The 24,027-nt window shown below is 33.9% G+C and carries 23 protein-coding genes, 1 other RNA gene and 2 pseudogenes; 14 read left to right on the top strand and 12 right to left on the bottom strand.

Going from position 1 to position 24,027, the window contains the following annotated elements; all coding sequences use genetic code 11:
* Nucleotides 1-1,610 (bottom strand): retention module-containing protein (locus KDE13_RS07835; RefSeq protein WP_212143401.1); only part of this gene is annotated, 1,610 nt, incomplete at its 3' end.
* 197 nt (nucleotides 1,611-1,807) lie between these two features.
* Here KDE13_RS07835 and thyX point away from each other — a divergent pair.
* Nucleotides 1,808-2,434: an FAD-dependent thymidylate synthase gene (gene thyX, locus KDE13_RS07830; RefSeq protein WP_212143399.1), complete on the top strand. Its 627-nt coding sequence runs from the start codon at nucleotides 1,808-1,810 to the stop codon at nucleotides 2,432-2,434.
* A 128-nt stretch (nucleotides 2,435-2,562) separates the two neighbouring features.
* Here thyX and KDE13_RS07825 read toward each other — a convergent pair whose 3' ends face one another.
* The 4 genes from KDE13_RS07825 to ruvC form a co-directional block, all read right to left on the bottom strand.
* Nucleotides 2,563-3,093: a hypothetical protein gene (locus KDE13_RS07825; protein WP_212143397.1), complete on the bottom strand. Its 531-nt coding sequence runs from the start codon at nucleotides 3,091-3,093 to the stop codon at nucleotides 2,563-2,565.
* Nucleotides 3,094-3,132: 39 nt separating this feature from the next.
* The gene (locus KDE13_RS07820) at nucleotides 3,133-3,702 is read right to left on the bottom strand and encodes a xanthine phosphoribosyltransferase (protein WP_212143395.1); all 570 of its coding nucleotides are present in this window, start codon (nucleotides 3,700-3,702) and stop codon (nucleotides 3,133-3,135) included.
* Nucleotides 3,683-5,029 (bottom strand): uracil-xanthine permease family protein, encoded by a 1,347-nt coding sequence (locus KDE13_RS07815; RefSeq protein WP_212139695.1) that lies wholly within the window; start codon nucleotides 5,027-5,029, stop codon nucleotides 3,683-3,685. The genes KDE13_RS07820 and KDE13_RS07815 overlap by 20 nt, the downstream gene beginning before the upstream one ends.
* A 70-nt stretch (nucleotides 5,030-5,099) precedes the next feature.
* Nucleotides 5,100-5,576 (bottom strand): crossover junction endodeoxyribonuclease RuvC, encoded by a 477-nt coding sequence (gene ruvC, locus KDE13_RS07810; RefSeq protein ID WP_212139694.1) that lies wholly within the window; start codon nucleotides 5,574-5,576, stop codon nucleotides 5,100-5,102.
* Nucleotides 5,577-5,706: 130 nt separating this feature from the next.
* On the opposite strand from ruvC, the gene dnaA reads away from it, so the two are divergent.
* The 5 genes and pseudogenes from dnaA to KDE13_RS07785 all read left to right on the top strand — a co-directional run.
* Nucleotides 5,707-7,017 carry a chromosomal replication initiator protein DnaA gene (gene dnaA, locus KDE13_RS07805; protein WP_212139693.1) on the top strand — a complete coding sequence of 437 codons (1,311 nt, stop codon included), beginning with the start codon at nucleotides 5,707-5,709 and terminating at the stop codon, nucleotides 7,015-7,017.
* A gap of 153 nt (nucleotides 7,018-7,170) precedes the next feature.
* Complete coding sequence (dnaN, locus tag KDE13_RS07800) at nucleotides 7,171-8,238, top strand: DNA polymerase III subunit beta (protein WP_212139692.1); 1,068 nt, start codon at nucleotides 7,171-7,173, stop codon at nucleotides 8,236-8,238.
* 15 nt (nucleotides 8,239-8,253) lie between these two features.
* Nucleotides 8,254-10,566, top strand: coding sequence for a DNA topoisomerase (ATP-hydrolyzing) subunit B (gyrB, locus tag KDE13_RS07795; protein ID WP_212143393.1), 2,313 nt, complete (start codon nucleotides 8,254-8,256; stop codon nucleotides 10,564-10,566).
* A 24-nt stretch (nucleotides 10,567-10,590) separates the two neighbouring features.
* Nucleotides 10,591-11,307 (top strand): preQ(1) synthase, encoded by a 717-nt coding sequence (queF, locus tag KDE13_RS07790; RefSeq protein ID WP_229204396.1) that lies wholly within the window; start codon nucleotides 10,591-10,593, stop codon nucleotides 11,305-11,307.
* A pseudogene (locus tag KDE13_RS07785) lies at nucleotides 11,308-12,528 on the top strand (HD domain-containing protein); the annotation flags it as partial.
* 6 nt (nucleotides 12,529-12,534) lie between these two features.
* On the opposite strand, the gene ffs reads toward KDE13_RS07785, so the two are convergent.
* An RNA gene (ffs, locus tag KDE13_RS07780) (signal recognition particle sRNA small type) lies at nucleotides 12,535-12,632 on the bottom strand.
* A gap of 55 nt (nucleotides 12,633-12,687) precedes the next feature.
* On the opposite strand from ffs, the gene KDE13_RS07775 reads away from it, so the two are divergent.
* Both KDE13_RS07775 and KDE13_RS07770 read left to right on the top strand, forming a co-directional pair.
* Entirely contained in the window at nucleotides 12,688-13,116 is a 429-nt protein-coding gene (locus KDE13_RS07775; protein ID WP_212143392.1) for a hypothetical protein, read from the top strand.
* Nucleotides 13,117-13,189: 73 nt separating this feature from the next.
* A complete protein-coding gene (locus KDE13_RS07770; RefSeq protein ID WP_212142335.1) occupies nucleotides 13,190-13,633 on the top strand; it encodes a copper resistance protein CopD in 444 nt (147 codons plus the stop codon).
* A gap of 131 nt (nucleotides 13,634-13,764) precedes the next feature.
* Here the strand turns inward: KDE13_RS07770 and KDE13_RS07765 are convergent, their stop codons facing one another.
* The 3 genes from KDE13_RS07765 to fliK are packed head-to-tail and all read right to left on the bottom strand — an operon-like array spanning nucleotide 13,765 to nucleotide 17,537.
* Nucleotides 13,765-15,363, bottom strand: a complete 1,599-nt coding sequence (locus KDE13_RS07765) for a flagellar hook-basal body complex protein (protein WP_212143390.1) — start codon at nucleotides 15,361-15,363, stop codon at nucleotides 13,765-13,767.
* 11 nt (nucleotides 15,364-15,374) lie between these two features.
* A complete protein-coding gene (locus tag KDE13_RS07760) occupies nucleotides 15,375-16,103 on the bottom strand; it encodes a flagellar basal body rod modification protein (protein WP_212143389.1) in 729 nt (242 codons plus the stop codon).
* A 9-nt stretch (nucleotides 16,104-16,112) separates the two neighbouring features.
* Nucleotides 16,113-17,537 (bottom strand): flagellar hook-length control protein FliK, encoded by a 1,425-nt coding sequence (gene fliK, locus KDE13_RS07755; RefSeq protein WP_212143387.1) that lies wholly within the window; start codon nucleotides 17,535-17,537, stop codon nucleotides 16,113-16,115.
* A gap of 130 nt (nucleotides 17,538-17,667) precedes the next feature.
* On the opposite strand from fliK, the gene typA reads away from it, so the two are divergent.
* The 6 genes and pseudogenes from typA (at nucleotide 17,668) to KDE13_RS07730 (ending at nucleotide 22,161) form a co-directional block, all read left to right on the top strand.
* Nucleotides 17,668-19,470 (top strand): translational GTPase TypA, encoded by a 1,803-nt coding sequence (typA, locus tag KDE13_RS07750; RefSeq protein WP_212139685.1) that lies wholly within the window; start codon nucleotides 17,668-17,670, stop codon nucleotides 19,468-19,470.
* A gap of 9 nt (nucleotides 19,471-19,479) precedes the next feature.
* Nucleotides 19,480-20,244 carry a DNA methyltransferase gene (locus KDE13_RS07745; RefSeq protein WP_212143385.1) on the top strand — a complete coding sequence of 255 codons (765 nt, stop codon included), beginning with the start codon at nucleotides 19,480-19,482 and terminating at the stop codon, nucleotides 20,242-20,244.
* A gap of 29 nt (nucleotides 20,245-20,273) precedes the next feature.
* Nucleotides 20,274-20,950 (top strand): annotated as a pseudogene (locus KDE13_RS07740) (restriction endonuclease).
* Complete coding sequence (locus KDE13_RS07735) at nucleotides 20,947-21,471, top strand: DNA adenine methylase (RefSeq protein ID WP_267873712.1); 525 nt, start codon at nucleotides 20,947-20,949, stop codon at nucleotides 21,469-21,471. Before KDE13_RS07740 ends, KDE13_RS07735 begins: the two are co-directional and overlap by 4 nt.
* Entirely contained in the window at nucleotides 21,468-21,641 is a 174-nt protein-coding gene (locus KDE13_RS09680; RefSeq protein ID WP_267873711.1) for a DNA adenine methylase, read from the top strand. Before KDE13_RS07735 ends, KDE13_RS09680 begins: the two co-directional genes overlap by 4 nt.
* Nucleotides 21,642-21,960: 319 nt before the next feature.
* The gene (locus tag KDE13_RS07730) at nucleotides 21,961-22,161 is read left to right on the top strand and encodes a hypothetical protein (RefSeq protein ID WP_212143383.1); all 201 of its coding nucleotides are present in this window, start codon (nucleotides 21,961-21,963) and stop codon (nucleotides 22,159-22,161) included.
* Between the two features lie 360 nt (nucleotides 22,162-22,521).
* Here the strand turns inward: KDE13_RS07730 and KDE13_RS07725 are convergent, their stop codons facing one another.
* The 3 genes from KDE13_RS07725 to KDE13_RS07715 form a co-directional block, all read right to left on the bottom strand.
* Nucleotides 22,522-23,613, bottom strand: coding sequence for a tyrosine-type recombinase/integrase (locus tag KDE13_RS07725; protein ID WP_212143381.1), 1,092 nt, complete (start codon nucleotides 23,611-23,613; stop codon nucleotides 22,522-22,524).
* A gap of 74 nt (nucleotides 23,614-23,687) precedes the next feature.
* Nucleotides 23,688-23,846, bottom strand: coding sequence for a hypothetical protein (locus tag KDE13_RS07720; protein WP_212143379.1), 159 nt, complete (start codon nucleotides 23,844-23,846; stop codon nucleotides 23,688-23,690).
* On the bottom strand, nucleotides 23,818-24,012 hold the full coding sequence (locus KDE13_RS07715; RefSeq protein ID WP_212143378.1) for a hypothetical protein: 195 nt from the start codon (nucleotides 24,010-24,012) through the stop codon (nucleotides 23,818-23,820). The genes KDE13_RS07720 and KDE13_RS07715 overlap by 29 nt, the downstream gene beginning before the upstream one ends.
* Between the last annotated feature and the right edge of the window lie 15 nt (nucleotides 24,013-24,027).

Genomic DNA, 24,027 nt, shown 5'->3' with positions numbered 1-24,027 from the left:
ATTACATTACCATCTCCATCTTTTACAATAACTTTAGTATTAGGCTGATCGGTTTCGCCTTTAACATTTACTTTCTCAGCTTTATCATCTGCTTTAGAGTCAGTATCTATAGGAGTTACCTCTGTGATTTTTACATCTGGAAGTTTAGTATCTACTTCTATACTTCCGGTTGCACTCTCACTCTCATTACCAGCCATATCTACTACTGTAGCCGTTACAGATGTTTTACCATCTTTAACTGGAATTTCAATCTCAGTGCCATTAGCTTTAACATTACCATCTATGGTTATCTCTGTTTTTTGATCGTTACCTTCTGCATCAGTGTAGCTAATAACTATCTTATCGCCAACTACAGCATTATCTGGAACTGTTACTTTAACAGTAGTAGTGCCTGTGCTATCACCATTCTCTGCTTTATTTAATACACCATTATTATCAGCATCCTCTGTGAATGTTATAGTAGGAGCGTCTGGAGCTTCGTTATCATTTGGATAATCTAAATCACCAGCAATCTTCTCGCCTTCACCTGTATTACCAGCCTTATCAGTTACCTCTACAGTTACCTTATCACCTGGTTTAACCTTACCAGTATCTATAGTAATATCAAAGTTACCATCGCTATCTGTAGTACCTCTACCTAACTCATTGCCATCTTTATCTTTTACGATAAATGGTGCATTAGGCTCATCAGAGTTACCTGCAACTTTTACTTGATCAGCTTTACCATCTGCTGGATTACCACTATCTATAGGAGTTACCTCTTCAACAGTTACATCTGGAGCTGTGTTATCGCCTGTATGTTTTATATTACCAGCATTCTTATCAGCTGAATTTGTATTACCATTCTCATCAGTTACCTCTACAGTTACCTTATCACCTGGTTGAACTTTACCAGTATCTATAGTGATATCAAAGTTACCATCGCTATCTGTAGTACCTTCGCCTATTACATTACCATCTCCATCTTTTACAATAACTTTAGTATTAGGCTGATCGGTTTCGCCTTTAACATTTACTTTCTCAGCTTTATCATCTGCTTTAGAGTCAGTATCTATAGGAGTTACCTCTGTGATTTTTACATCTGGAAGTTTAGTATCACTTATTATCTCATCTGCTACTACTCCACTAGCACCACTAACGCCTGAAAAACCAGCACTAGTGCCTAATCCAGCAAGATCATATATTTCACTTGTAGTAGCATTTACGTTTGAATAATGTCCACCTTCGATAAAATAACTCTCATTTAATTGAGCAGTACCACCATTTCCACCAGGTGCTCCGCCAGCACCAGCTGCTGTCTCTTCAAGCTGTGTTAAGTCAGTTCCTTGTAGTATAGCTTGTTGTAAGCTAGTAGCATCTGCTATTGTATTATCTTCAAAATTTCTATCTATAGCTACACTTTGGTCGATGCTTAATGTATCGTTTGCAAATATAGTAATATCTTTACCATTATTCATCGATACGACTGCACTTGAGTTACTTCCTTGTGTCTTTATGATATCACCTAAAAAGATCTCATCTCCAGCACTTAAAATTCTCTCATTGCCATTCGCATCTACTGCCGTAACAATACCTGAAGTTTGTTTTAGAGTTCCAATTTGAGTTGCCATTATTGTTCCTTTTTATGGATTATTTAAGTTTTATACGAAGGATTATACTTAAAAATTTTACATTAGTCTATTGTACTTTGGTACAATGAAGATAAAAATATTATTTTTTTATTTATGATAATAAAGATAAAGATTTAACTTTTACCAACTCTAAAGCCACAAAAAGCTAAAATATCGAAAAATAACAAAGGCAAACTATGCAAGTAACTTTAATGAATTTCACTCCACTAAATATATGTTCACACGCTATCCGCACGTGTTGGCAAAGCTTTGATAAGGGTGATAATGGCGGAGAGAAGGACATAGAGTTAATAGATAGAGTTGGTAATAAATTTAAACACGCCTCAACGCTTGAACACCTTTATTATAATTTTTATATTCAAGGAATTTCACGTGCTTTATTGCAAGAATTAGCAAGACATCGCATTGCAAGTCTAAGCGTAAAATCAACTCGCTACACGCTAAAAGAGCTAAAAAATGAAGCGGAGTTTAAACAAGGCGAATTTGAACGTGTCAAAGGCTACATCGTTCTAACTGGTAATGAAATAGTAGATAACGCTAGTATCGCCGCACTTGAAAATCTACGTAAAATTTTAGCAAACACAACAACTAGCCTTGACATAGTAAAATACTGCTTACCAGAGTGCTATAAAACAGAGCTAACATGGAGTGTAAATGCAAGAAGTCTACAAAATTTCATCTCACTTCGTTCAAGCAAATCAGCCCTTTGGGAGATACGTAACCTTGCAAATGCCCTATACGACGCACTACCTGCGGAGCATAAGTTTATTTTTGAGAAGTGTATAATACAAGAGACAAAATAGTAAAAAATACCTATTATTTGATATGTTTAAATTTAAAAGAAGTTAGCACATTTACCTCTAAGCTGGATAATAACGATATAAAACATTAATATCAAAGTATTAGCAAAGGCTATTATAGAGTGATAAACTTATTTTAACTCTTTTATTTTTAAGTTATAAATTTGCATATCGGTGGTATATCCATGCTGATTTGTAAGTGGTAAAATTCTGCCATTTATCTCTATTTTAGCCATTATCTTGCCATCTACTGTTACATCTGTTCGCAAGAAAATTTTATTTTTACCACTCATTGTAGGCTCAAATTGCACTAGCTTATAGTCTCTACCAAATTTAGACAAAAGTATCTTTTGACGCAGATTTTTAGTAAATTCAAACTCACGTGATGAAAAATAATCACGCCCTTTTAAACAAATATCATCATCAGCATTTAAAACGATCAAAGCGGCATTTTTAAAATACGCCTCCTTATTTGCCCAGCTATCATCCATAATGCAGCCTAAATTCTCACAAGTTTGCCTAAAATATGGCTTAGTATCGGTGGTTAAAAGTGGCGAAAAATATAAAGATGATCTTAACTTTGTGCTATTTTTATCTGCAAAGATAAAATCACTAGCAGTTAAATTTAAAACAATTAAAACAAAAAATATAACCTTTTTCATCGCCTCTCCTTAGTCTATAAAACCAAATATCTAATAAATTTATTCAAAAACTACACCATCATCACTAAATTTAGAAATTTTTGCCTGTGAATAGACATCATAGCCCATTTTACGGTATTTCTCTCCACCACCTTGAAAGACCTTCTCCACCGCGATACCAACACCAACGACCTTAGCACCGGCTTTATTACAAAGCTCTATCATACCACCGAGTGCGTGTCCAACTGCTAAAAAGTCATCTATCAAAAGCACATTATCATCACTATTAAGAAATTTCTTATCAACACGGATACTATACTCTGTCTTTTTAGTTTGTGAAAAGACCTTACTCGTATAGACATCATCACTAAGCGTAACTGAATGAGTTTTTTTAGCAAATACGACTGGCACACCAAGGTGATAAGCAACTGCAAACGCCACAGCGATGCCTGAAACTTCAAGCGTTAAGACCTTTGTTATATTGCGATTTTTAAAATGATCCGCAAAGTCTTCACCCATTTTTATAAATAGCTCGGTGTCTATTTGGTGGTTTAAAAAGCCATCAACTTTTAAGATATTGCCAGGTAAAACTTGCCCTTCATTTTTGATTTTATCCTCTAAAAGTTTCACTTTTATCATCCTTTTTAACTAAAATAATATTTAAAATAAGTGCGACGATCGTCCCTGTCGAGATCCCTGATGAAAATATCATCTTTATGGCATTTGGTAATGAATTTAAAATTTCAGGCTTTACTGTTACACCAATGCCCAAAGCAAAAGCAATTGAGATAATTAAAAGATCTCTATCACTTAAACGTATGGACGAGAGTGTTTTTATACCTTGTGCAGCAACTAGACCAAACATTATCACACCGACACCACCTAACACAGATGGTGGCATTACAGCGATTAAAGCACTTAACTTTGGAAAAAATCCTAAAAATACTAAAAGCACACCAGCAAGTATCATAACTATACGACTAGCGACTTTTGTAAGTGTTATAAGTCCGATATTTTGTGAAAAGGCTGTGTTTGGTCCAGCTCCTAAAAAGCCTGCGAGCATAGACCCAAGTCCATCACAAAGTACACCTGAAGCCACTCTATCGCTTGAGATTTTCTGTCTTGATGACTCGGCTATAGCCATCATAATACCGACTGTACCTATAGTAGATACTAAAAATGCTGGAGCAAATGCAAGAATGGATGCTAAGTCAAAATTTATACCATATTGCAAAATTTTAGGCAATGCTATCCATTCAGCTCTTGCAACTGCGTCAAGATCAACCATACCAAGTGGTATACATACGATATATCCAACAACCATACCAATAAAAACTGCTGCTGTACTTATGATACCTCTGCCAAAATGGTGTAAAAATAGAGTAAAAAGCATAATGCCAAATGCAATGCTTAAATTCCTAAGTGAACCATAATCCGCCGCTCCATAACCACCAGCCGCCCAATCAATACTAACTGGAAGTAGTGTAATACCAATAAGACTCACAACCGTACCTGTGATAAGTGGTGGGAAAAATTTCATCAAAGGTTTTATAAAACGACTTAGAATAATTTCAACAAAAGAGCCAAATATCGTAGCTGAAATAATGCCTGTAACTCCAAACTGTGATCCGACTGTGATTGAGGGATTAACAAAGGTAAAATCTGTCCCCATCATACCTGAAACTCTTGAGCCAATAATACCTAGCCCACGTGATTGAACTATCGTAGTGATACCAGAGGCTAATATCGTAGCACCTACCATTATAGCAGTTTGCTCTACACTAAATTTAAGTACAGCACATACTACAAGTGGAACAGCAATGATACCAGCAAAGGCTGCTAAGATATGTTGTAAAGCCAAAATGATCGTCATACTAAGCGGAGGAGTCTCATCTATGCCATAAAGTAGGACATCATTTGATTTTTGTCTGTCTATACTCTCTTGTTTTTCTTGCATAAAATACCTTTAAATTTAAATGGTTCTAATTATAGCAAATCACAAATATACTTTAAATGAAATTTATAAATTATGCTCTTATTCTTAAATTATTGGCATGAGTTAGTGCAATAGCGATAGCATCAGTTATATCAAGTGGTTTTATCTCTTTATTTATACCTAAAATTTTTTTCACCATAAATGCTACCTGCTCTTTATCTGCCTTTGCTTTACCTGTAATTGCCTTCTTAACTTGAAGTGGTGTATATTCGGCAAAGTCACCGTGAAGTTGTAAAATTTTAAGACTTAAAGCCCCACGAAATTGAGCAAGTTTAAGCACGGTTTTAGGATTATAAGCAAAAAATATATCCTCTATCGCCACCTCATCAAATTTATAAGTCTTAAATATTAAATCTAGCCCTTCACAAAGCTCGGTTATTTGATATTGAAGTGTATTTGGCTTAATTTTGATAAGTCCTGCTTCTATTAGACTAGTTTTTACAACTGTCTTTTCAACTATCGCATAACCACAATTTCTACTACCAGGATCAATACCTAAAATTTTCATCACACTCTTTTCAATAGTTTTTCACGTTTTTTTCACGCGGTGAATAAGTTTATTTTTATATAGTTTAACAAACAATTTATTAAATTTAAGATAAAATGATTAATCGCATAATTTTTATAAAGGTCAAAGTTTGCTTGTAGATGAAGTTTTAGAACTTTTAAGCGGTGAAATATCACCAAATGAATATGAATATTATATAAAACAACTTAAATTTAATGAAAAAGCTTCAAGTAGTGATAATATCGTATTCAATGCTCCAAATGAGTTAATATCAAAATTTATACAAACTCGCTACACAGCTAAAATAGCACACCTTTTTGAAGTTAAAACAGGTATCAAGCCAAACATAACTATAACAATATCAAATAGACCAAAAAGTACAAAGCAAGTCCAAGTCGATGTCAAACAGATAAAAGCTCAAAGCACTTTGTTAAATCCAGCATATACATTTGAAAATTTTGTAGTTGGCGACTCAAATCAATTTGCATATTTAAGTTGCAAAGCAGCTGCTGAAAAACTTGGAATGACATACAATCCTCTCTTTATCTACGGCTCAACAGGACTTGGCAAAACACACCTTTTACAATCAGTGGGAAATTTCTGCTTTAATCAAGGCAAAGTCGTAATATGCGTAACAAGTGAACAATTTATCACAGATTTTACTTATAATATTAATAATCACTCAATGGAGAGATTTCGTGATAAATACCGAAAATGTGATGTTTTACTCATAGACGATGTTCAATTTTTAGGTAAGACAGACAAAATTCAAGATGAATTTTTTCATACATTTAATGAACTTCACAGTAAAAATGGACAGATAGTTATGACAAGCGATCGTCCACCAAAGACATTAAAAGGCTTTGAAGAACGTCTGAAATCACGATTTGAATGGGGATTAATAGCTGATATAACTCCACCTGAGCTTGATACAAAGGTAGCAATCATTCAAAAAAAATGTGAATTTGATAAGATCAATCTCAATAAAGACGTAATAAATTACATAGCTACAAATATGGGTGATAATATCCGCGAGATAGAGAGTGCGATAATAAATTTAAATGCTTACGCAACACTTATGCGTCAGGAGATAACACTAGAGTTTGCTAAAAATGTTATGCGTGATCAGATAAAAGAAAAACGTAAAAATATAAATTTAGATAGTATTATAGATGTCGTAAGTAAAGAGCTAAATACAAAACCAAGTGATATAAAGAGCAAGTCACGTGTGTCAAATATCGTTGAAGCTCGTCGTATCGTAATATACCTAGCTAAAAATCTAACACCAAACTCAATGCCACAAATAGCAAGTTACTTTGGTATGAAAGATCATAGTGCAGTTAGTCATAATATAAAAAAGATAAATGAGCTAATAGAAAATAATGAAATTTTCAGTCTTAGAGTTACTGAACTGAAAAATAAAATCTTGACAAAAGGATAAAAACAAGATGAAATTTGTGAAAAAATGTGAAAAAAATTCAATATATTTTCACCTACAAAAAGCTGAAAATTTGCTAATATTTAAAAGTTTTCACATATTAACACCACCTACTAATGCTACTAAAAGAAATTTAAAAATAAAAGGAAATCAAAAATGAAAGTATTAATAAATAAAAATGTCCTTGAAAGTATCGTTACAAATACTAGCCCATATTTAGAAAAACGTGATTTAAGTGCTATAACTTCTCATATATATATAGCTGCTAAAAATGGAGTTTTAAACATACGTGCAACAGATCACGAGATAGGTTTAGCTTATAAACTTTCAAATGTAAAGATTGCAGATGAAGGCTATGCAACAGCAAATGGTAAAAAGCTACTTGATATCATTAGAAGTTTAAAAGATGAAGAGGTATCTCTTGAAACTGTAAATAACTACCTTTATATAAAACAAAAAAACTCAAAGTATAAACTACCAATGTATAAATTTGATGATTTTCCTGATTTTCCTAGTATCGATGGTAAATCTAAATTTGATATAGATGCTGTTATGTTAGGGCGAAGTTTAAAGAAAATTTCACCAAATATAGATACAAATAACCCTAAATTTGAACTAAACGGTGCTTTACTTGATATAAAAGAGAACTATATAAATATCGTAGGAACTGATACAAAAAGGCTAAGTGTATTTAAATTTGAGACACAAACTGAGAAAGAGTTTTCTATCATTATCCCAAAAAAAGCTATAAACGAGATACAAAAACTATTTTTTGACAAGATTGAAATTTATTATGATGAAAATGTTTTAATAGCTCAAAGTGCAAATTTTGAGTTCTTTACAAAACTTATAAATGGTAAATATCCTGACTATGAACGTGTTATACCAAAAGAGATAAAAAAGAGATTAAAACTAAATAGAGATAAAATTTTAGATGGAATCAAAACTATATCTATGCTAAGTGATCAAATGAAGATAACATTTACGAGTGAAAGTATAAATTTTGAAAGTATTATAGAGGATAACTCAGAGGCTAAAACAAATATAGAGTATCAAACAGGACTTGATGAAGAGTTTTTTGTCGGTGTTAAAAATAGATATTTAATTGACTTTTTAACTAGCATTGAGAGTGATGAATTTGACCTTGGATTTAACGATAGTAATCTTGCTTTTGTCGTTAGCTCAAACGAGTTAAAAACTGTCATAATGCCGATAAATTTATAAAAATAAGGAAATTTTATGCAAGAACAACACTACGATGCTGGAAATATTAAAGTTTTAAAGGGACTTGAGGCAGTTAGAAAACGCCCTGGTATGTATATAGGCGATACAAATATTGGTGGACTTCACCATATGATATATGAAGTTGTTGATAACTCAATAGATGAAGCAATGGCAGGATATTGTGATACTATAAACATTGAACTTACCCGTGATGGTAGTGCGATAATAACCGATAACGGACGTGGAATTCCTACCGACATGCATCCAACTGAAAATCTCCCTGCTGCAACAGTCGTTTTAACAGTTCTTCATGCTGGTGGTAAATTTGATAAAGATACTTATAAAGTATCTGGTGGTCTTCACGGTGTTGGTGTATCGGTTGTAAATGCTCTTTCTAAAAAGCTTATTTTAACGATAAAAAGAGATGGAAAAACTTACCGTCAAGAATTTAGTAAAGGAATTCCTACAACTGATCTAGAAATTATAAAAACGACAAATAAAACTGGAACACAGGTTGAGTTTTTTGTCGATGATAGTATATTTGAAGTAACTGAATTTAGCCGTGAAATTTTAGCAAAACGCTTTCGTGAGTTAGCCTATCTAAATCCAAAAATAACTATAAATTTTAAAGATGCTAGAGATGGATTTAGCGAGAGTTATCACTTTGAAGGTGGGCTTGAGAGCTTTGTAACTGATATGAATAAATCAACTCCGGTAAGCAAAGCTGTATCATTTAGTGGTGGCGAAGATGATGTTATAGTTGATTTTGCTTTATTATATAACGAAACTTATAGTGAAAATTTATTAAGCTTTGTAAATAATATAAAAACTCCTGATGGTGGTACACACGAAGCTGGTTTTAGAGCTGGTTTGACAAGGGTTATTACAAACTACATATCAGCAAATGCTGCAGCTCGTGAAAAGGATACAAAGATAACTGGTGATGATATACGTGAAGGACTTATTGCAGTTGTAAGTGTAAAAGTACCTGAGCCACAATTTGAAGGACAAACTAAAGGTAAATTAGGTTCAAGCTATGTTAAACCAATAGTTCAAAAGATGGTCTTTGAGGTGCTTACAAAGTATTTTGAAGAAAATCCTATAGAGGCACGTGCCATAATGAATAAAGCTCTTATGGCGGCACGAGGACGTGAGGCGGCTAAGAAAGCACGCGATCTAACTCGTAAAAAAGATAGTTTAAGTGTAGGTACTTTACCAGGTAAACTTGCTGATTGTCAAAGTAAAGATGCAAGTATAAGTGAACTTTATCTGGTTGAGGGAGACTCAGCTGGTGGTTCAGCTAAACAGGGTCGTGATAGAGTATTTCAGGCTATATTACCACTTCGTGGTAAAATTTTAAATGTTGAAAAGGCTAGACTTGATAAAATTTTAAAATCTGATGAGATAAAAAATATGATAACAGCACTTGGTTGCGGTATTGGCGATGAGTTTGATGCAGAAAAACTTCGCTATCATAAGATTATAATTATGACTGATGCTGACGTTGATGGTAGTCATATTCAGACACTTTTACTTACATTTTTCTTTAGATTCTTAAATCAAGTAGTAGAAAATGGATATATTTACTTAGCTCAACCACCACTTTACCGCTATAAAAAGGGTAAGAAAGAAATTTATTTAAAAGATGATAAAGCTTTAAATGAGTTTTTGATCCAAACCGGTATAGAAGGCGTTGAATTTGAAGGTATTGGTAATAATGACTTAGTTGATTTATTAAAAATAGTAGCGGCTTATAGAAGTTTGCTAAAAGAGCTTGAAAAACGCTTTAATCTATTAAGTGCAATCCGATATATGATAGAAAATCCAGATATAATAGGCAAAAATTATAGTGAGCTTTTTGAAATTTTAAAGTCATATCTGCTAAAACAAGGATATAATATATTAAATTCATATGTAAATGATGATGAAATTCGTATCTATGTCCAAACTGAAAATGGCTTAGAAGAGCTTGTAGTAAATGAGAATTTATTTACAAATCCACTATACGAAGAAGCACTTTATATTCATCAAAAGATAAAAGATCGTGATATGGAATTTGGTAAAGATGTAATTGATATACTTGAAGAGATAGAGAAAAATGCCAAAAAAGGTGCGTATATACAACGCTATAAAGGTCTTGGTGAGATGAATCCAGAGCAACTTTGGGAGACTACGATGAATCCTGAAAATCGCCGATTATTACAGATAAATATAAATGACGCTGCAAGTGCTAGTGATACGTTTAATCTATTTATGGGCGATGAGGTTGAACCAAGGAGAAACTATATACAAGATCATGCAAAAGACGTTAAACACTTAGACGTTTAGTGCTAAATTTAAAAGGAAAAAAAGATGAGTGAAGATATAGTACAAAACGAAGAGTTACAAACACAAATAGGTGAAAATATGAGATACGGCGAAAAAATTTTAAGTGAATTTGACGTAAATAGAGATCTTGAAATTTGGGAGAATAAACACGAACGTGAGTATCTTATAAAGATAATTTTACCTGAGTTTTGTTGCCTATGTCCTCGCTCAGGATATCCTGACTTTGCTACGATAAATTTAGAATACATACCAAATAAATTTGTAGTTGAGCTAAAAGCAATTAAACTTTACATAAATAGCTTTAAAAATCGCAATATAAGCCACGAAGATAGTATAAATGAAATTTATGACGTGCTATTTAAGAGACTTAATCCAAAATATATGAAGATAGTTGCTGTCTTTAACCCACGTGGAAATGTGCATACTACTATTGAGATAAGCTCACAAAGCTTGATAAAACTAGATAAAAAAACTGAAGATGGATCTAAGAGTAGCACGCATAGCTTTGATAATATGAATAATTTAAAAAGCATAGATAATCGCAAAGCAGGTGCAAAGCGTATAAGTGAGCGTGATAGTAAAAAAGATAGCTCAAACTCACGAAATAAAATCAACTTTAAAGGCAGTAAAGATAAGAATTTCAGTGATGAAAAGCCACGCAAAATGGCTAATAAAGAAGGCTTTAGAAAGATAAGCTTTGAAGGTGATAAAAAGCCAAGAGTTGTCAAAAAGGATAGATAATTGATAAATACAAATCTCATAGAACATATCTTTAAAGCAGCCTCTATCTCACGTTGGAATGATTATCCAAAGATGGCAAATTTGGTTGAGCTTGATAAACAGGCTCATAAATTTATCATTGCTTATTTTATCGCAAAACTTGAACGCGATGTAGATATGAACTATCTGATTGAAGCGGGAATTTATGAGTTTTTGAGCCGTGTTGTAGTAACTGATATACGCCCTGATGTATTTCATCATATACAAAAGAGTAAAAAAGAACAAGTAAACGCTTGGGTCTTAAATAGTCTTGAAAGTGTCGTTAGTAGCGATGTAGAAGGTAATGAGTTTTTAAATAGACTTAGAAATTTTTTTACAAAAAGTGATAAAAAACATGAAAAAGAGCTACTTATCTTAAAAGCTGCAAGTTATTTGGCTACTCGTTGGGAGTTTTCTATCGTATATCAAACAAGTCAGTTTTTAAGCGATATTGATGAGCTTAAACGTAAAGTTGAAGAAGAGATGGAGGATTATCACGAACTTATAGGTGTGCGTCGTATCGCTATGAATCAAAAGCTTGCTCGTATCGTCGATCTAAGCGGTCGTTTGCGTTTTCAAAAACGCTGGGCTCAAACACCTCGCATACCAGAGACTGCTGTGTTAGGACATATGCTGATTGTGGCGATATTAAGCTATTTTTACTCTATCAAAGTAGGAGCTTGTAAAAAACGTCTTGAAAATAACTTTTTCTGTGCTCTCTTTCACGATCTACCAGAGAGTCTTACAAGAGACATTATAAGCCCTGTAAAATATGGTGTAAAGGGCTTAAATGAGATCATAAGTGAGTATGAAATGAGACTTATAGATGAACAAATTTTACCTTATGTGCCAGATAGTTTTAGAGATGAATTTAGTTATATTTTAGGTATCCGCAAACAAGATGATAAATTTATAAAAGATGAGTTTGAAAACCGCACTTTTGAAAACAAGATAATACCACACGAAGGTACAATGGAAAATGTCAATGATGATAAATTTAACGCTATAGACGGCAAAGCACTAAAATATTGTGATAAACTTGCTGCTTATATAGAAGCTGGTATGTCTATAAGCTATGGTGTACGTTCGAAAGAGCTTAATGATGGATTTGTTAATATGTATAGATTTTTTAAGGAAAAGCCACGTATAGATGGGGTAAATTTCTTAAAAATTTGTGAAGATTTTAACGTGCATTTTGGACTATCAGACCCCCTCTCAGATAACTGCGGCACATACTAAATATAAGTGCTCTGCTGTGTTCCCACCCTGAAGCGGTGCTTAAAAATAGCATTGCACAGGTCTAAGAAGGAGCTAGGGAATGATACTAAAATAATGCTTAATAAATTTTAAAAATGAGTTTTTATGGGATTTAAATTACATTTTCTATCAACTTTTCGTGAATTTTTGGTATATCATCATAAGTCTTTAGAGTTTCGTGCGAAGGTTTTTGCATCAATTATATCATGTAAATACGATCCAGACGAAGATGACTTTTATGCATTAAATGACATAGCAAATGAAATTTATGAAAATGATAAGACACGTAAAGATTTTTTGATACAAACTACCAAAGAATACGTCGCTAAAGTTAAGAAAAAAGATCATCTTACGCTTGATGCACTACTTTTAAGTATAGATAAAGAGCTTAAAACTCACCATAGATACGCTAAAAAGATAGACTTTTCGCACCTTCGTAGGCTGATGAGTGGTAGCGAAGATGAAATACTCGTGCAGCAACGAGTTTATGAGTTTTTGATAAATGAGGTAAAAACTAATTTATCAAACGTTTAAATTTATAAATTCATTGATGTAAAACATTGCAAATCAGATAAAAATAGTCAAATTTCAAAGATAAAGGATAAAAATGGCTACGATATATGAATATACAAAGATTATTCATCTATTTTGTGCTATAATTTTTTTAGGTTATGTCTTTTTTGACGTTGTGATATTTGGGCGTTTAAAGGGTATTTTGGGTACAGATTTTGAACGAGTAAAACAGATAATCACAAGTAAAACTATCAAAATAATGCCAATTTGTGTGTTTTTACTCGTGCTTACCGGTGGTATGATGATGAGTACTTGGGTCGGTAGTAAGGCTGGCGGATACTGGCAGACACCAACTCAGCAAGTATTTATGATAAAAGTTATCTTAGCATTTATCATCGTTTGTGGTGTGATATTTAGCCTATCCTGTCGTGCATTAGGTAAAACACCACCTGCGTTTATAAAGCAAAATTTACATAGCATAGTGCTAGTACTTGGATTTTTTATAGTCCTTTTTGCAAAGCTTATGTTTATGGTTTAAATTTTTAATGGGTGAAAATCACCCAAATTTATTTTATTCATATATCACTGCAAGTTGTATAGATAATAAATTTTTTAGAGTATTTAATCACTTGAACTTTTAAGCAAATTTAAATAGAGCAGTTTGACCTATTATCTCTTCATATTTATCGCAGTTTGTATCATCTCATCACTAGTAGTTATACTCTTTGAGCTTGCGTCATAGGCCTTTTGTACGACGATTATCTCTGTGAGAGCTTGACCTAGATCTACGTTACTCATCTCAAGTTTGTATGAGCTTAGAGTTGCTCCGTAGATTACTTCACCATTTTTATTGGTGTAAAATATCGGCTCACCGGAATTTGCCGTCGCGGTATAAAGATTGTCTCCCATTTTGTCTAATCCTTGATCGTTTTGAAAATGATAAAGGGCGAATTTAGCCACTGGAAACATCCTAGCATTGTCAAACACTGCAACGATATTGCCATTATTATCGATCTCATAATCTTTTAAAACACCTTCATCGTAGCCATTTTTTGTTATGTTGAAGTTATTTGTGCTATTTGATGAGCTAGTGATGCCGTCATATGCGAGTGGATCACCATTTCCACCAAAATTTAAAGCTACGCTACCGACTGAGTTAAGTGTGTTTGATACTAATAACCCACTAGTATTAAATCTCAACTCACCTTGTGCAGTGTTTAGTACCGCTCCTGTGCTATCTGTGATCGTTGCAGTGGCGTTCCATATAGAGCCGGTTTTGTTTTGTGGGACTTGCTTGGTTAAATTTATAGTGAGCTTGTTTATCACGCCACTTGCATCATAAATTTCAGTTGATAGTTTTTGTGTGTTAGCTACTTCTAAATTTGCCGTGCCGATCACTGAGACATTTAAATTTGTAGTATCAAGGTATCTTATCTCTTTATCTTGTATGCTCCATACTCCATCTTTATCAAGTTGTGTTGAAAATTCGCTAAATTTACCGCTAGCGTCAGTGACTTTGATAGTTATAGTATCTCCTGCTTTGTATCCTAGACTTGAGTCACTTAGCTTGACTTTTCCACTCACACTTATAGTTTTAGCCGTGTCATCAACAGAATATGTATAGCTACTTGCGTCTAGTTCGCTATTTGTTAGCTCGCTTTTGCGTGTTGAGTCTAAATTTCCACGGAAATTTACTTGCGTCGTAGGCTCTGATGCTAAGTATAAAAATTTTGGTAGTTTTATCGCTGTTTGGGCGTTTGCTGAGTTTAAATTTATACTCTCAATTTTTGAAGGCGTATAAATTTGTTGTGTCGTATTTCCAAATTTTGTCATCGCTGATATACTTGCCGTTGTTGGAGTAAGGGTATTCATAGTACCAAGGACGAAATTTCCTGAGCTATTTACTAAATTCCCAGCTCCATCTATATCAAAAGCACCGTTTCTAGTGTAATATGTGTTACCATCATGTCCTAAAACACCGAAATATCCATCTCCAGCAATAGCCATATCAAATTTATTATCAGTGTTTTGAAAACTACCGTTACTCATATCAAGAGCTGTTGTCTGTCTAGTCGCTCCTAAACCAACTTGATCGCTTGTGGGTGTATTTCCAGCTGAGTGGACTGTTTGATAAAATATGCTTTTAAACTCAGGTGTTGAAGCTTTAAAACCTACGTTGTTGATATTTGAGATATTATTACTCCATACGTCCATACCGAAGCTTTGCGTCTTTATGCCACTCACTCCGTTGTAAAATCCTCTCATCATAGCTTCTGCCTTTAACTATGGCTTAAACTTGTACTTGGCATATCGTAAAATTCAGCTATTTTATCGATAGAGACATACTCTCCAGCGATTTTAACTTGTGCTTTACCATCTACAAATTTTACTGCTTCTACTGGGTAATTGCCTATTTGAGTTGTATAGCTCTTACCATCTGTGCCTGTATAAGTCGCTGTTACGCTATATGAACCGTTTGGTAGCTTATTGCCATTATCATCTTTAAGATCCCAAGCTACTTTTTGAACGCCTTGAGCTAAATCTTTAAGCTCCATAGTTTTTACTACTTGATTTTTTGTATCTTTTATTTGTAGTGTGCCATTTTTAACGGCATTTGGAAAATACATTGCCAAAGTCGCATCTTTTGTGCTATCTGTTGTAGTGATAGAATTTGACCCAATCGAAGCCATCTTACCAAGTGCAGCGAGTGAATACATACTCGACGTCGTTTTTAACTGACCTACAAGTTCTTTCATCGTTGAGTTTGTGTTTTCTTGCATTTCTAACGTAGCTAGCTGGCTTGTTTGTGTTAGCATTTTTTCAGTATCCATAGGTGATGTTGGGTCTTGGTATTGAAGCTCTACTAAAAGAAGCTTTAAAAATGCATCTTTATCAAGCTGTGCTGATGGGTTTGTACCATTTGCTTTAGTTGCTTTTTTTGCGTCTTGGGCAGCTTTTAGCTTTTCTGATGTAAATTGTGATTGTATATCTGATGTCGAAGTTGCCATCGTTTTCTCCTAAATATATCTTGGTATGACTAGTTCAAGCAAAGGTTGTTCCATATCTTCGCTCTCACTTTGTTGTTGGGAGTTTTGGGCGAATTTTTTATACGCTTTTTGCTCTCGTTCTTGTTTTTGCTGATCACTGAAATTCATCTCAAGCTCGGTAAATCCCATATTTACAAGGTTTGCTTTAAACTCAGCTTGATTTTGTAAAAATAGATTCATCGTATTTGTAGTTGAGTTGAAATTTATATGCAAGTTATTACCACGATTTATCATCGTGATCTCAACTTCGCCTAAATTCATAGGGTTAAGCGTGATATTTACACGAGTTAGCGGTGCTTTGTAGTTTTGAATTTGATCGCGTAAATTTTCACTAAAATTACTCAGAGTTTCACGCACAGCAGTGCGATTTTGTATTTGATTTTGTGCAGCTCGACTAATATCTCGCACCATCGAATTTAGCTCACTATCTTTTTTCTGATTACTTTGTTCGCTGTTTTGCTCTAAATTTTCACCATTTTGCTCACGCTCTGGATATAAAAGTGATTGTAAATTTACCGATTTTTGAGATTGATATTTGTCTGTTTTTGTTGTAAAATTTATAACATCAGGTGTTTCTAAACTCTCATCTGCTACGTCTATTTTAGGTGTTGTGATCTCTTTTGTGATATCTTTTACCACTTGAGCCACCTGAGTTTGTGTGACAGGTTGATTTTTCTGCTCTTTTAATGTCTCTTTTGTTATATCTTGAAGCAGTTGATTGAGTGTAGTTTTCTTATTTTGGTTATCTTGATTTAAGATTATAGCTTGTTCGACCTTTTGTATGAGATTATCACTATAAATACTATTTGTTTTTGGTAAAATAGGGGTAAAAAACTTACTTTTGCCTAAATTTTTAAACATATTATTAAGGATATCCACATCGTCATTTGTGATAGTGAGTTTTTCAAGTCCGAGATCAAATCTCTTAGATAGTTCAAGCAAGTCAGTGACGCTTTTAACGTTGCTAAGTTCTTCAACATTTTTAGGCACAGCAAGAAAACTCGCTACCTTATCACTAAAATTTGGAAACTTACTCAGCTTCTCTCCACCGTTTAAGATCTCTAAAACTTGCAAAAGCTGCATAAAATTTGCATTTTCATATAACTCATTTTTTATAGCTTCATCGAGATTTTGCTCTAAGTCAGTTGTAATCTTTACATTTGCTTCATCTTGGATTTTAGTTGCTATCTCGACTCTTTGATTGATCTCTTTTATGATCTGATTTACATCATCTTGCGTCAACTCTTCGCCTTTTTTTGCCTTATTCGTTGCTGCATCTAAAACAAGTGATAAGAACTCACCCCTATCATCACTATTTTTTTTATTTGTAGATACCATTTTATTCGGTGAAACTGCAAATAAATCCGCCACATTACTAGCCGTTTGGGTTTGCATTTTTTATCCTTAAATTTAAAACTATTGTTTTATATGCAAATTTCGTTCCATAAATTTAAATTTTTCGCTTATTATTTTTATAAGAATTTTTTGGATATAATCAGCCCCTACTTAAAATTTGGAGCATACTTTGGAAAATATACGAAACATCGCCGTCATCGCACACGTCGATCACGGAAAGACTACAATGGTTGATGAATTATTAAAACAATCTGGAACATTTAACGAACATCAAGCTGTTGGCGAACGCGTGATGGACAGCAATGACATAGAGCGTGAGCGTGGCATTACGATACTTTCAAAAAATACCGCAATCCGCTACAAAAACACAAAAATAAACATCATAGATACGCCAGGACACGCTGACTTTGGTGGTGAGGTTGAGCGAGTACTTAAGATGGTCGATGGAGTTTTGTTGCTAGTTGATGCACAAGAGGGCGTTATGCCACAGACTAAATTTGTTGTTAAAAAGGCACTTTCTCTTGGGCTTTGTCCGATCGTCGTTGTCAATAAAATAGACAAACCAGCTGGCGATCCAGAGCGTGTGATAAATGAAATTTTTGACCTTTTTGTAGCACTTGATGCAACTGATGAGCAGCTAGAATTTCCAGTTGTTTATGCAGCAGCTAAAAATGGCTACGCGAAGTTAAATTTAGATGATGAGAACGTGGATATGCAGCCACTTTTTGAGACTATCTTAGCTCATGTCCCAGCTCCAAGTGGAAGCGATGAAAATCCTTTACAACTTCAAGTTTTTACACTTGATTATGATAATTATGTCGGTAAGATAGGCATTGCGAGAATTTTTAACGGTAAAGTAGCTAAAAATCAAAATGTTATGCTTATGAAGGCTGATGGCACAAAAACAACTGGTAGAATTTCAAAGCTTATCGGATTTATGGGGTTAGAAAGAGCTGATATAAACGAAGCTGGGACTGGTGATATAGTCGCTATAGCTGGATTTGATGCACTTGATGTTGGCGATAGTGTCGTCGATCCAAATAGCCCAAATCCACTTGAAGCACTTCATATAGAAGAGCCGACTTTAAGTGTAGTTTTTAGCGTAAATGATGGACCACTGGCTGGAACAGAGGGCAAACACGTAACGTCAAATAAGATAGATGAGCGTTTAAGAAATGAGATGAAAACAAATATCGCGATGAAGTATGAAAACATTGGCGAGGGTAAATTTAAAGTCAGTGGTCGTGGAGAGCTACAAATAACGATCTTGGCTGAAAATATGCGTAGAGAGGGCTATGAGTTCTTACTTGGTCGTCCAGAGGTTATCGTAAAAGAGATAGAAGGCGTGAAGTGTGAGCCGTATGAGTTTTTAGTCATTGATGCACCAGATGACTGTACGGGAACGGTCATAGAAAAGCTAGGTAAACGCAAGGCGGAGATGACATCTATGAGTCCGACAGGCGATGGACAGACTAGAATTGAGTTTGAGATTCCTGCTCGTGGACTTATCGGCTTTAGAAGTCAGTTTTTGACCGATACTAAAGGTGAGGGTGTGATGAATCATAGCTTTTTAGAGTTTCGTCCACTAAGTGGCTCTGTGGAACACCGCACAAACGGAGCTCTTGTATCAATGGAAAATGGTGTAACTTTGGCGTATTCGCTTTTTAATCTACAAGATCGTGGTGTGCTATTTTTAGATCCACAAGCAAAGGTTTATGTCGGTATGATCATTGGCGAACATAGTCGTCCAAACGATCTTGACGTCAATCCTATAAAAGGTAAAAATTTAACAAATGTTCGTGCTAGTGGCTCTGATGATGCTATAAAACTAGTCCCACCTAGAAAACTAAGCTTAGAGCGAGCTTTGGAGTGGATAGAAGATGATGAGCTAGTGGAGGTAACTCCTATAAATATCCGTGTCCGCAAACGCTACCTTGATCCAACCCAACGTAGAAGAATGGCGAAAAACTGATATAAATTTATGAGTTTTAATGATTTGGATTTAGCTCAGTGGAAGAGTTGCGATATAGATACAAACTCACTTTGGCTTATAAAAGAGCGTGATAAAAGTGGAAAACATAAAAATATCTATCATGGCAACTTTATTCCACAAATTCCATATCAACTAATCAAACGCTACACAAAAGCTAACCAAGCTGTATTTGAGCCATTTATGGGAAGTGGTACTACTTTATTTGAATGTGAAAATTTAAATCGTAAATATATTGGCTTTGATATAAATCCAAAAATAGTTGAATATGTCAGTCAAAATATGGGCGATTCAAATTTTAACGATTATTTTATAGCTAATTGCAACTCTTTAGATAGTAAAATGTTTAATAAAAATTTTATCTTAGCAACACAAAAATTAGGCATTAATAGCGTAAATTTTGTGTTAATGCATCCACCTTATATGGATATTATTAAATTTACTGATGATAAAAATGACTTATCACAGTGTGATAATATCCAAGATTTTATGGTTAAATTTAAAATAATATGCCAAAATTCACTTAAAATTTTAGAGAAAAATTGCTACTTTGCTCTTGTGATTGGTGATGTTTATAAAAATAGTGAAGTTTTACCGCTTAGTTTTTATACTATGGATATGATAAAGAGAAATTTTAAAGTAAAGTTAAAAGGAGTAGTTGTAAAAAACATAGAGGGCAATCGTGAAAAATTAAACAGTAGTAGAATTTGGCGATATAGAGCTTTAAAAAGTGATTATTATATCTTTAAACACTAATATATTTTTGTATTTAAAAAGGAGTTTTGATGACTAAGACTGAGCTATTTTTAAAACTTGCAAATCCTGATGAAAATGGTATTTCAGAGTGGATTGATGTTAGTAAATTTGTTGGTGAGTTTAAGGATCTTCAGCTTGGAAATGGCGGTAGCTTGTGTAGAAAAAGCTCAACTTTAGCAAAAAGATATATTGTAGAATTTGATAAGACAAAAAGTAGTGGAAATTCCATAGACGCTATACGTATAAATGGCTTTAATACCAATCAAAATTTTAATCAAAATATCAGACAAGATATAAGAGATTACTATAAGAATAAAAAATGTGTAATGCTTGGTATTAATGGCAAATCTGAAAATACAAAAATAGAGATAGACCATAAAGATGGCAGAAAAAATGATTTAAGAGTTAGCGATACATCAACTCAAAAGTTAGAGGATTTTCAGCCACTTTGCAAAGCGGCAAATGATGCAAAACGTCAAATTTGTAAAGAGAAAAATAAAAGATGGGATGCCAAAAATATCCTGGTAATCCATACTCTTTTTATGAAGGCGGTGAAAACTATACAAATGAACTTGGATGTAGAGATTGTTATCAATATGACCCTGTTGAATACAGAAAAAGTTGCGTTATAAAAATCTCAAATGAAGCTTCAAAATATACTTCAGATTTTATTTTAAAAAAGCTATATCCAGATATTACACAATGAACTATATCGGCTCTAAATTTAAACTCTCATCGTGGCTAAAACAAGAAATTTGTAAAGTCGTGGGAGTTGACTTGTCAGATAAAACAATATGTGATATTTTTGCTGGGACTGGTTGTATTGGTCGTGCGTTTAAGCCATTTGTTAAAAAGGTTATTAGTAACGATATAGAGCCATATAGCTACATTTTAAATAAAAACTACATAGGAAATTATGCTCCGATACAAAATGCATTAAATTTGATAAGTGAGCTAAATGAGCTTACACCGATTGAAAATGGCTTTATTTATACGCATTATTGTAATATTGAAAAAAGTGGCAGACAATATTTTAGTAACGAAAATGGTAAAAAGATAGATGCTATTAGAGTTAAAATTCAAAATTTAAAAGATAGTTTGCAAATAGATGATAAGGCTTACTGTTTTTTACTCGCTTCGCTTATTGAGAGTGCTGATAAGGTAGCAAATACAGCTTCAATTTATGGGGCTTTTTTAAAAAATATTAAAAAAGTGCAACAGCTATGATGACTTTAAGAGCGGCTAAATTTGAACTAAGTCATAATATTCATGATGTTTATTGTAAAGTACTCTATCTTGATCCGCCATACAATCAAAGACAATATGGTGCAAATGGTAAATCTTATGCAAAAGGTAAAAAAGTGAGAAGAGTAAAAAATATGGAGCAAATAACGTAATGGTCGGAGTTTTATGACTTAGAGACATAAGGTAAAAAATGAGAAACTAAAATGCAAAATTTGCAAAATTTACGCATTTTTTTCACATTTTGAAAGTTAAGCTTCAAACCGCTTCAAAGTCACTTCAAAACTTCAAAAATTATTTCAAAGTTGCGTAAAATAGGACTTATGCCGAGATTGCACCGGATGGAAGCACTTTTTTAACGATACCGACTATTTTAAGCTGCTATAACTCATCGCCCTCAACTATGATGTCTTCATAAAGCTTATTCATAGAAGTTAGATGGATACGCTTTTTATCGGGTCTTTAAGCATTTTTTTGACATATAAATCGCCGTCAAGGTTTGCTATGACTATCTCGCCGTTGCTTGCTTCGTGCGTAGGCGAGCTTGCTCATTTTATAGACTACGTAAGAGTTGCGATCGACGACGGCAAAGAGCACGAGTTTATCTTTGAAAACGGTGATGTGTTTTACGGAGAGTTTAGCGAGTGCGTAGAGTATGCGAATGCTAAACGTTAAAACAAGTGACAAATATGAGAAAATTTAACATTAAGGCGTAAGATGAAAAATTTAGATAAATTTTTAAAAAATTTCCTTTATAGAGTAGGATCGGGAGTGGTGCAGGTAGCTAAAGAAAAGACTGCACCGATCTCAAATTTAAAAACTCGCAGCACTTAAAACGAAATATCAAGGTTTTTAGTGCGACTTCTAGCGAGGTTAAAATCGGCAACACCACACAGGTGAAATACGCCAAATTTGTGCATTTTGACACAAAGCCCCACGTCATAAAACCAAAAAACAAAAAGGCTCCGGCTTATGAGACCAGCAGTTTTTGCTAAAATCTCACGCTCTCGTCGATGTTTTTGAGTTTGGTTAGGCTTATTGTGCCTTAACTTGTGCCTTACTGCTTAAATTTAGCCCATAAAAGACGTTATTTATCGCTTTTGTTTTTTGCTCAGTTAATGCCGATTTATAATAGTGCTTATCACTAACCGCTTCACTATGACCTGCAAGCTCTGCTACAAAGTCTTTACTAACACCTGCATTTCTTAATAGACTAATAAACGTGTGGCGTGTAGCATAAAGTGTTTTATACTTAACTCCTATACGTTCTAAAAGTGGCTTAAAATAGTGCTTTGTTATGGCTTTGCTCTCTGAAAAAGGCTTATTTAGCCTTGAAACAAACAACCACTCACTACCACTATCATACGCTTTTAGCTCATCTACTAAATAATCAGCTAAAACGACTATGCGATTATGATTTTTTATCTCACTACTCTCTTTTATCTCGCCCTTTGTTATGCTTCGATTAACATAAATCACACGCTTTTTAAAGTCAATATCGCTCTTTTTTAGCCCCATAAGTTCGCCCGTGCGAAGTCCAGTGGTAAAAGCTAAATGCAAAAATAATCTAAACCAGCCAGTAGAAAAGTGCAAAATTTTAAGCATTTCATCAATAGTGTATGGCTCTTTTTTCTCGTGCTTTATCTTAAAACCATCTACCAAAGTTAAAGGGTTTTTAGGTATAATATCGTTTAAATATGCCTTATTTAAAGCCATATTTAGGATATTTTTAAGCCGTTTAGCAGTGGTGGTTGAGTAGTGCTTTAAAATTTCACTTTGCCACTGCTCTATATCAAATGGCTTAATATCGCCTAGCTCATACGCCTTAAAATAGGGGATTATGAGCCGTTTAGCCTTTGAAATGTAGTCAATTTGCGTTGATTTTGAGCGTTTATGTGCAGTTAGTTCTATGACTTCAAGCAAAAAATCGCTAAGCTTTAAACTCTGCTTTGGCATTTTTTTCTCATCGATTAAATTTAAAAGAACACTCCAGTAGTTCCGTGCTATCCAAGTTAAATTCTCTTTTGTAGCCTCTTTGCCTACTGAAAATCTATATCTTACTTTATCTATCGTGCCAAAAACGTAAATTTTGCCGTTTCGCACCTTGTATCCGCCACTATCTTTCATTATATCTCCTTATAATTTTTAAGGCGGCAGTTTGAGACAGCATTATTTTACCATTTTGTTGCCAAAAATCTTTTTTAGGCTCTAAATTTGACTTTACAAAAGCGGTTAAAGTTTGTCTGCTTTTGCCAGTTTTGAGCCGAGACTTCAGAGATACTCATACTTTTAGGCAGTAAAGACGATAGTATAAATTTTAATTCCAAAATCTCATTTTTTAGCTCTAAAATCTCGCTCATATTTACCCTTTATTATTGCTTTTGTAACTTCTAAAATGTATCTGAGTTCAAAAATATCAAGCTTAAAAAGCCTTCTTCTTATGCACTCGACAAGCTCTATCTTTTTACAAAAAGTGTCAAAATTTTCTAATGCCTTATTGTGTTTTTCTTTATCTGGACTTGACATCGCTAACCCTTTAAA

The sequence above is a fragment of the Campylobacter anatolicus genome, assembly GCF_018145655.1.
Taxonomy (GTDB): Bacteria; Campylobacterota; Campylobacteria; order Campylobacterales; family Campylobacteraceae; genus Campylobacter_A; species Campylobacter_A anatolicus.
The sequence above is the reverse complement of the archived record's forward strand: the minus strand, read 5'-3'. Positions and strand labels throughout refer to the sequence as shown.

Coding starts and splice junctions, on each gene's coding strand:
- thyX (WP_212143399.1), top strand. CDS start 1,808: ATGCAAGTAACTTTAATGAATTTCACTCCACTAAATATATGTTCACAC.
- KDE13_RS07825 (WP_212143397.1), bottom strand. CDS start 3,093: ATGAAAAAGGTTATATTTTTTGTTTTAATTGTTTTAAATTTAACTGCT.
- KDE13_RS07815 (WP_212139695.1), bottom strand. CDS start 5,029: ATGCAAGAAAAACAAGAGAGTATAGACAGACAAAAATCAAATGATGTC.
- ruvC (WP_212139694.1), bottom strand. CDS start 5,576: ATGAAAATTTTAGGTATTGATCCTGGTAGTAGAAATTGTGGTTATGCG.
- dnaN (WP_212139692.1), top strand. CDS start 7,171: ATGAAAGTATTAATAAATAAAAATGTCCTTGAAAGTATCGTTACAAAT.
- gyrB (WP_212143393.1), top strand. CDS start 8,254: ATGCAAGAACAACACTACGATGCTGGAAATATTAAAGTTTTAAAGGGA.
- queF (WP_229204396.1), top strand. CDS start 10,591: ATGAGTGAAGATATAGTACAAAACGAAGAGTTACAAACACAAATAGGT.
- KDE13_RS07775 (WP_212143392.1), top strand. CDS start 12,688: ATGGGATTTAAATTACATTTTCTATCAACTTTTCGTGAATTTTTGGTA.
- KDE13_RS07770 (WP_212142335.1), top strand. CDS start 13,190: ATGGCTACGATATATGAATATACAAAGATTATTCATCTATTTTGTGCT.
- KDE13_RS07765 (WP_212143390.1), bottom strand. CDS start 15,363: ATGATGAGAGGATTTTACAACGGAGTGAGTGGCATAAAGACGCAAAGC.
- KDE13_RS07760 (WP_212143389.1), bottom strand. CDS start 16,103: ATGGCAACTTCGACATCAGATATACAATCACAATTTACATCAGAAAAG.
- fliK (WP_212143387.1), bottom strand. CDS start 17,537: ATGCAAACCCAAACGGCTAGTAATGTGGCGGATTTATTTGCAGTTTCA.
- KDE13_RS07745 (WP_212143385.1), top strand. CDS start 19,480: ATGAGTTTTAATGATTTGGATTTAGCTCAGTGGAAGAGTTGCGATATA.
- KDE13_RS07735 (WP_267873712.1), top strand. CDS start 20,947: ATGAACTATATCGGCTCTAAATTTAAACTCTCATCGTGGCTAAAACAA.
- KDE13_RS09680 (WP_267873711.1), top strand. CDS start 21,468: ATGATGACTTTAAGAGCGGCTAAATTTGAACTAAGTCATAATATTCAT.
- KDE13_RS07725 (WP_212143381.1), bottom strand. CDS start 23,613: ATGAAAGATAGTGGCGGATACAAGGTGCGAAACGGCAAAATTTACGTT.
- KDE13_RS07720 (WP_212143379.1), bottom strand. CDS start 23,846: ATGAGCGAGATTTTAGAGCTAAAAAATGAGATTTTGGAATTAAAATTT.
- KDE13_RS07715 (WP_212143378.1), bottom strand. CDS start 24,012: ATGTCAAGTCCAGATAAAGAAAAACACAATAAGGCATTAGAAAATTTT.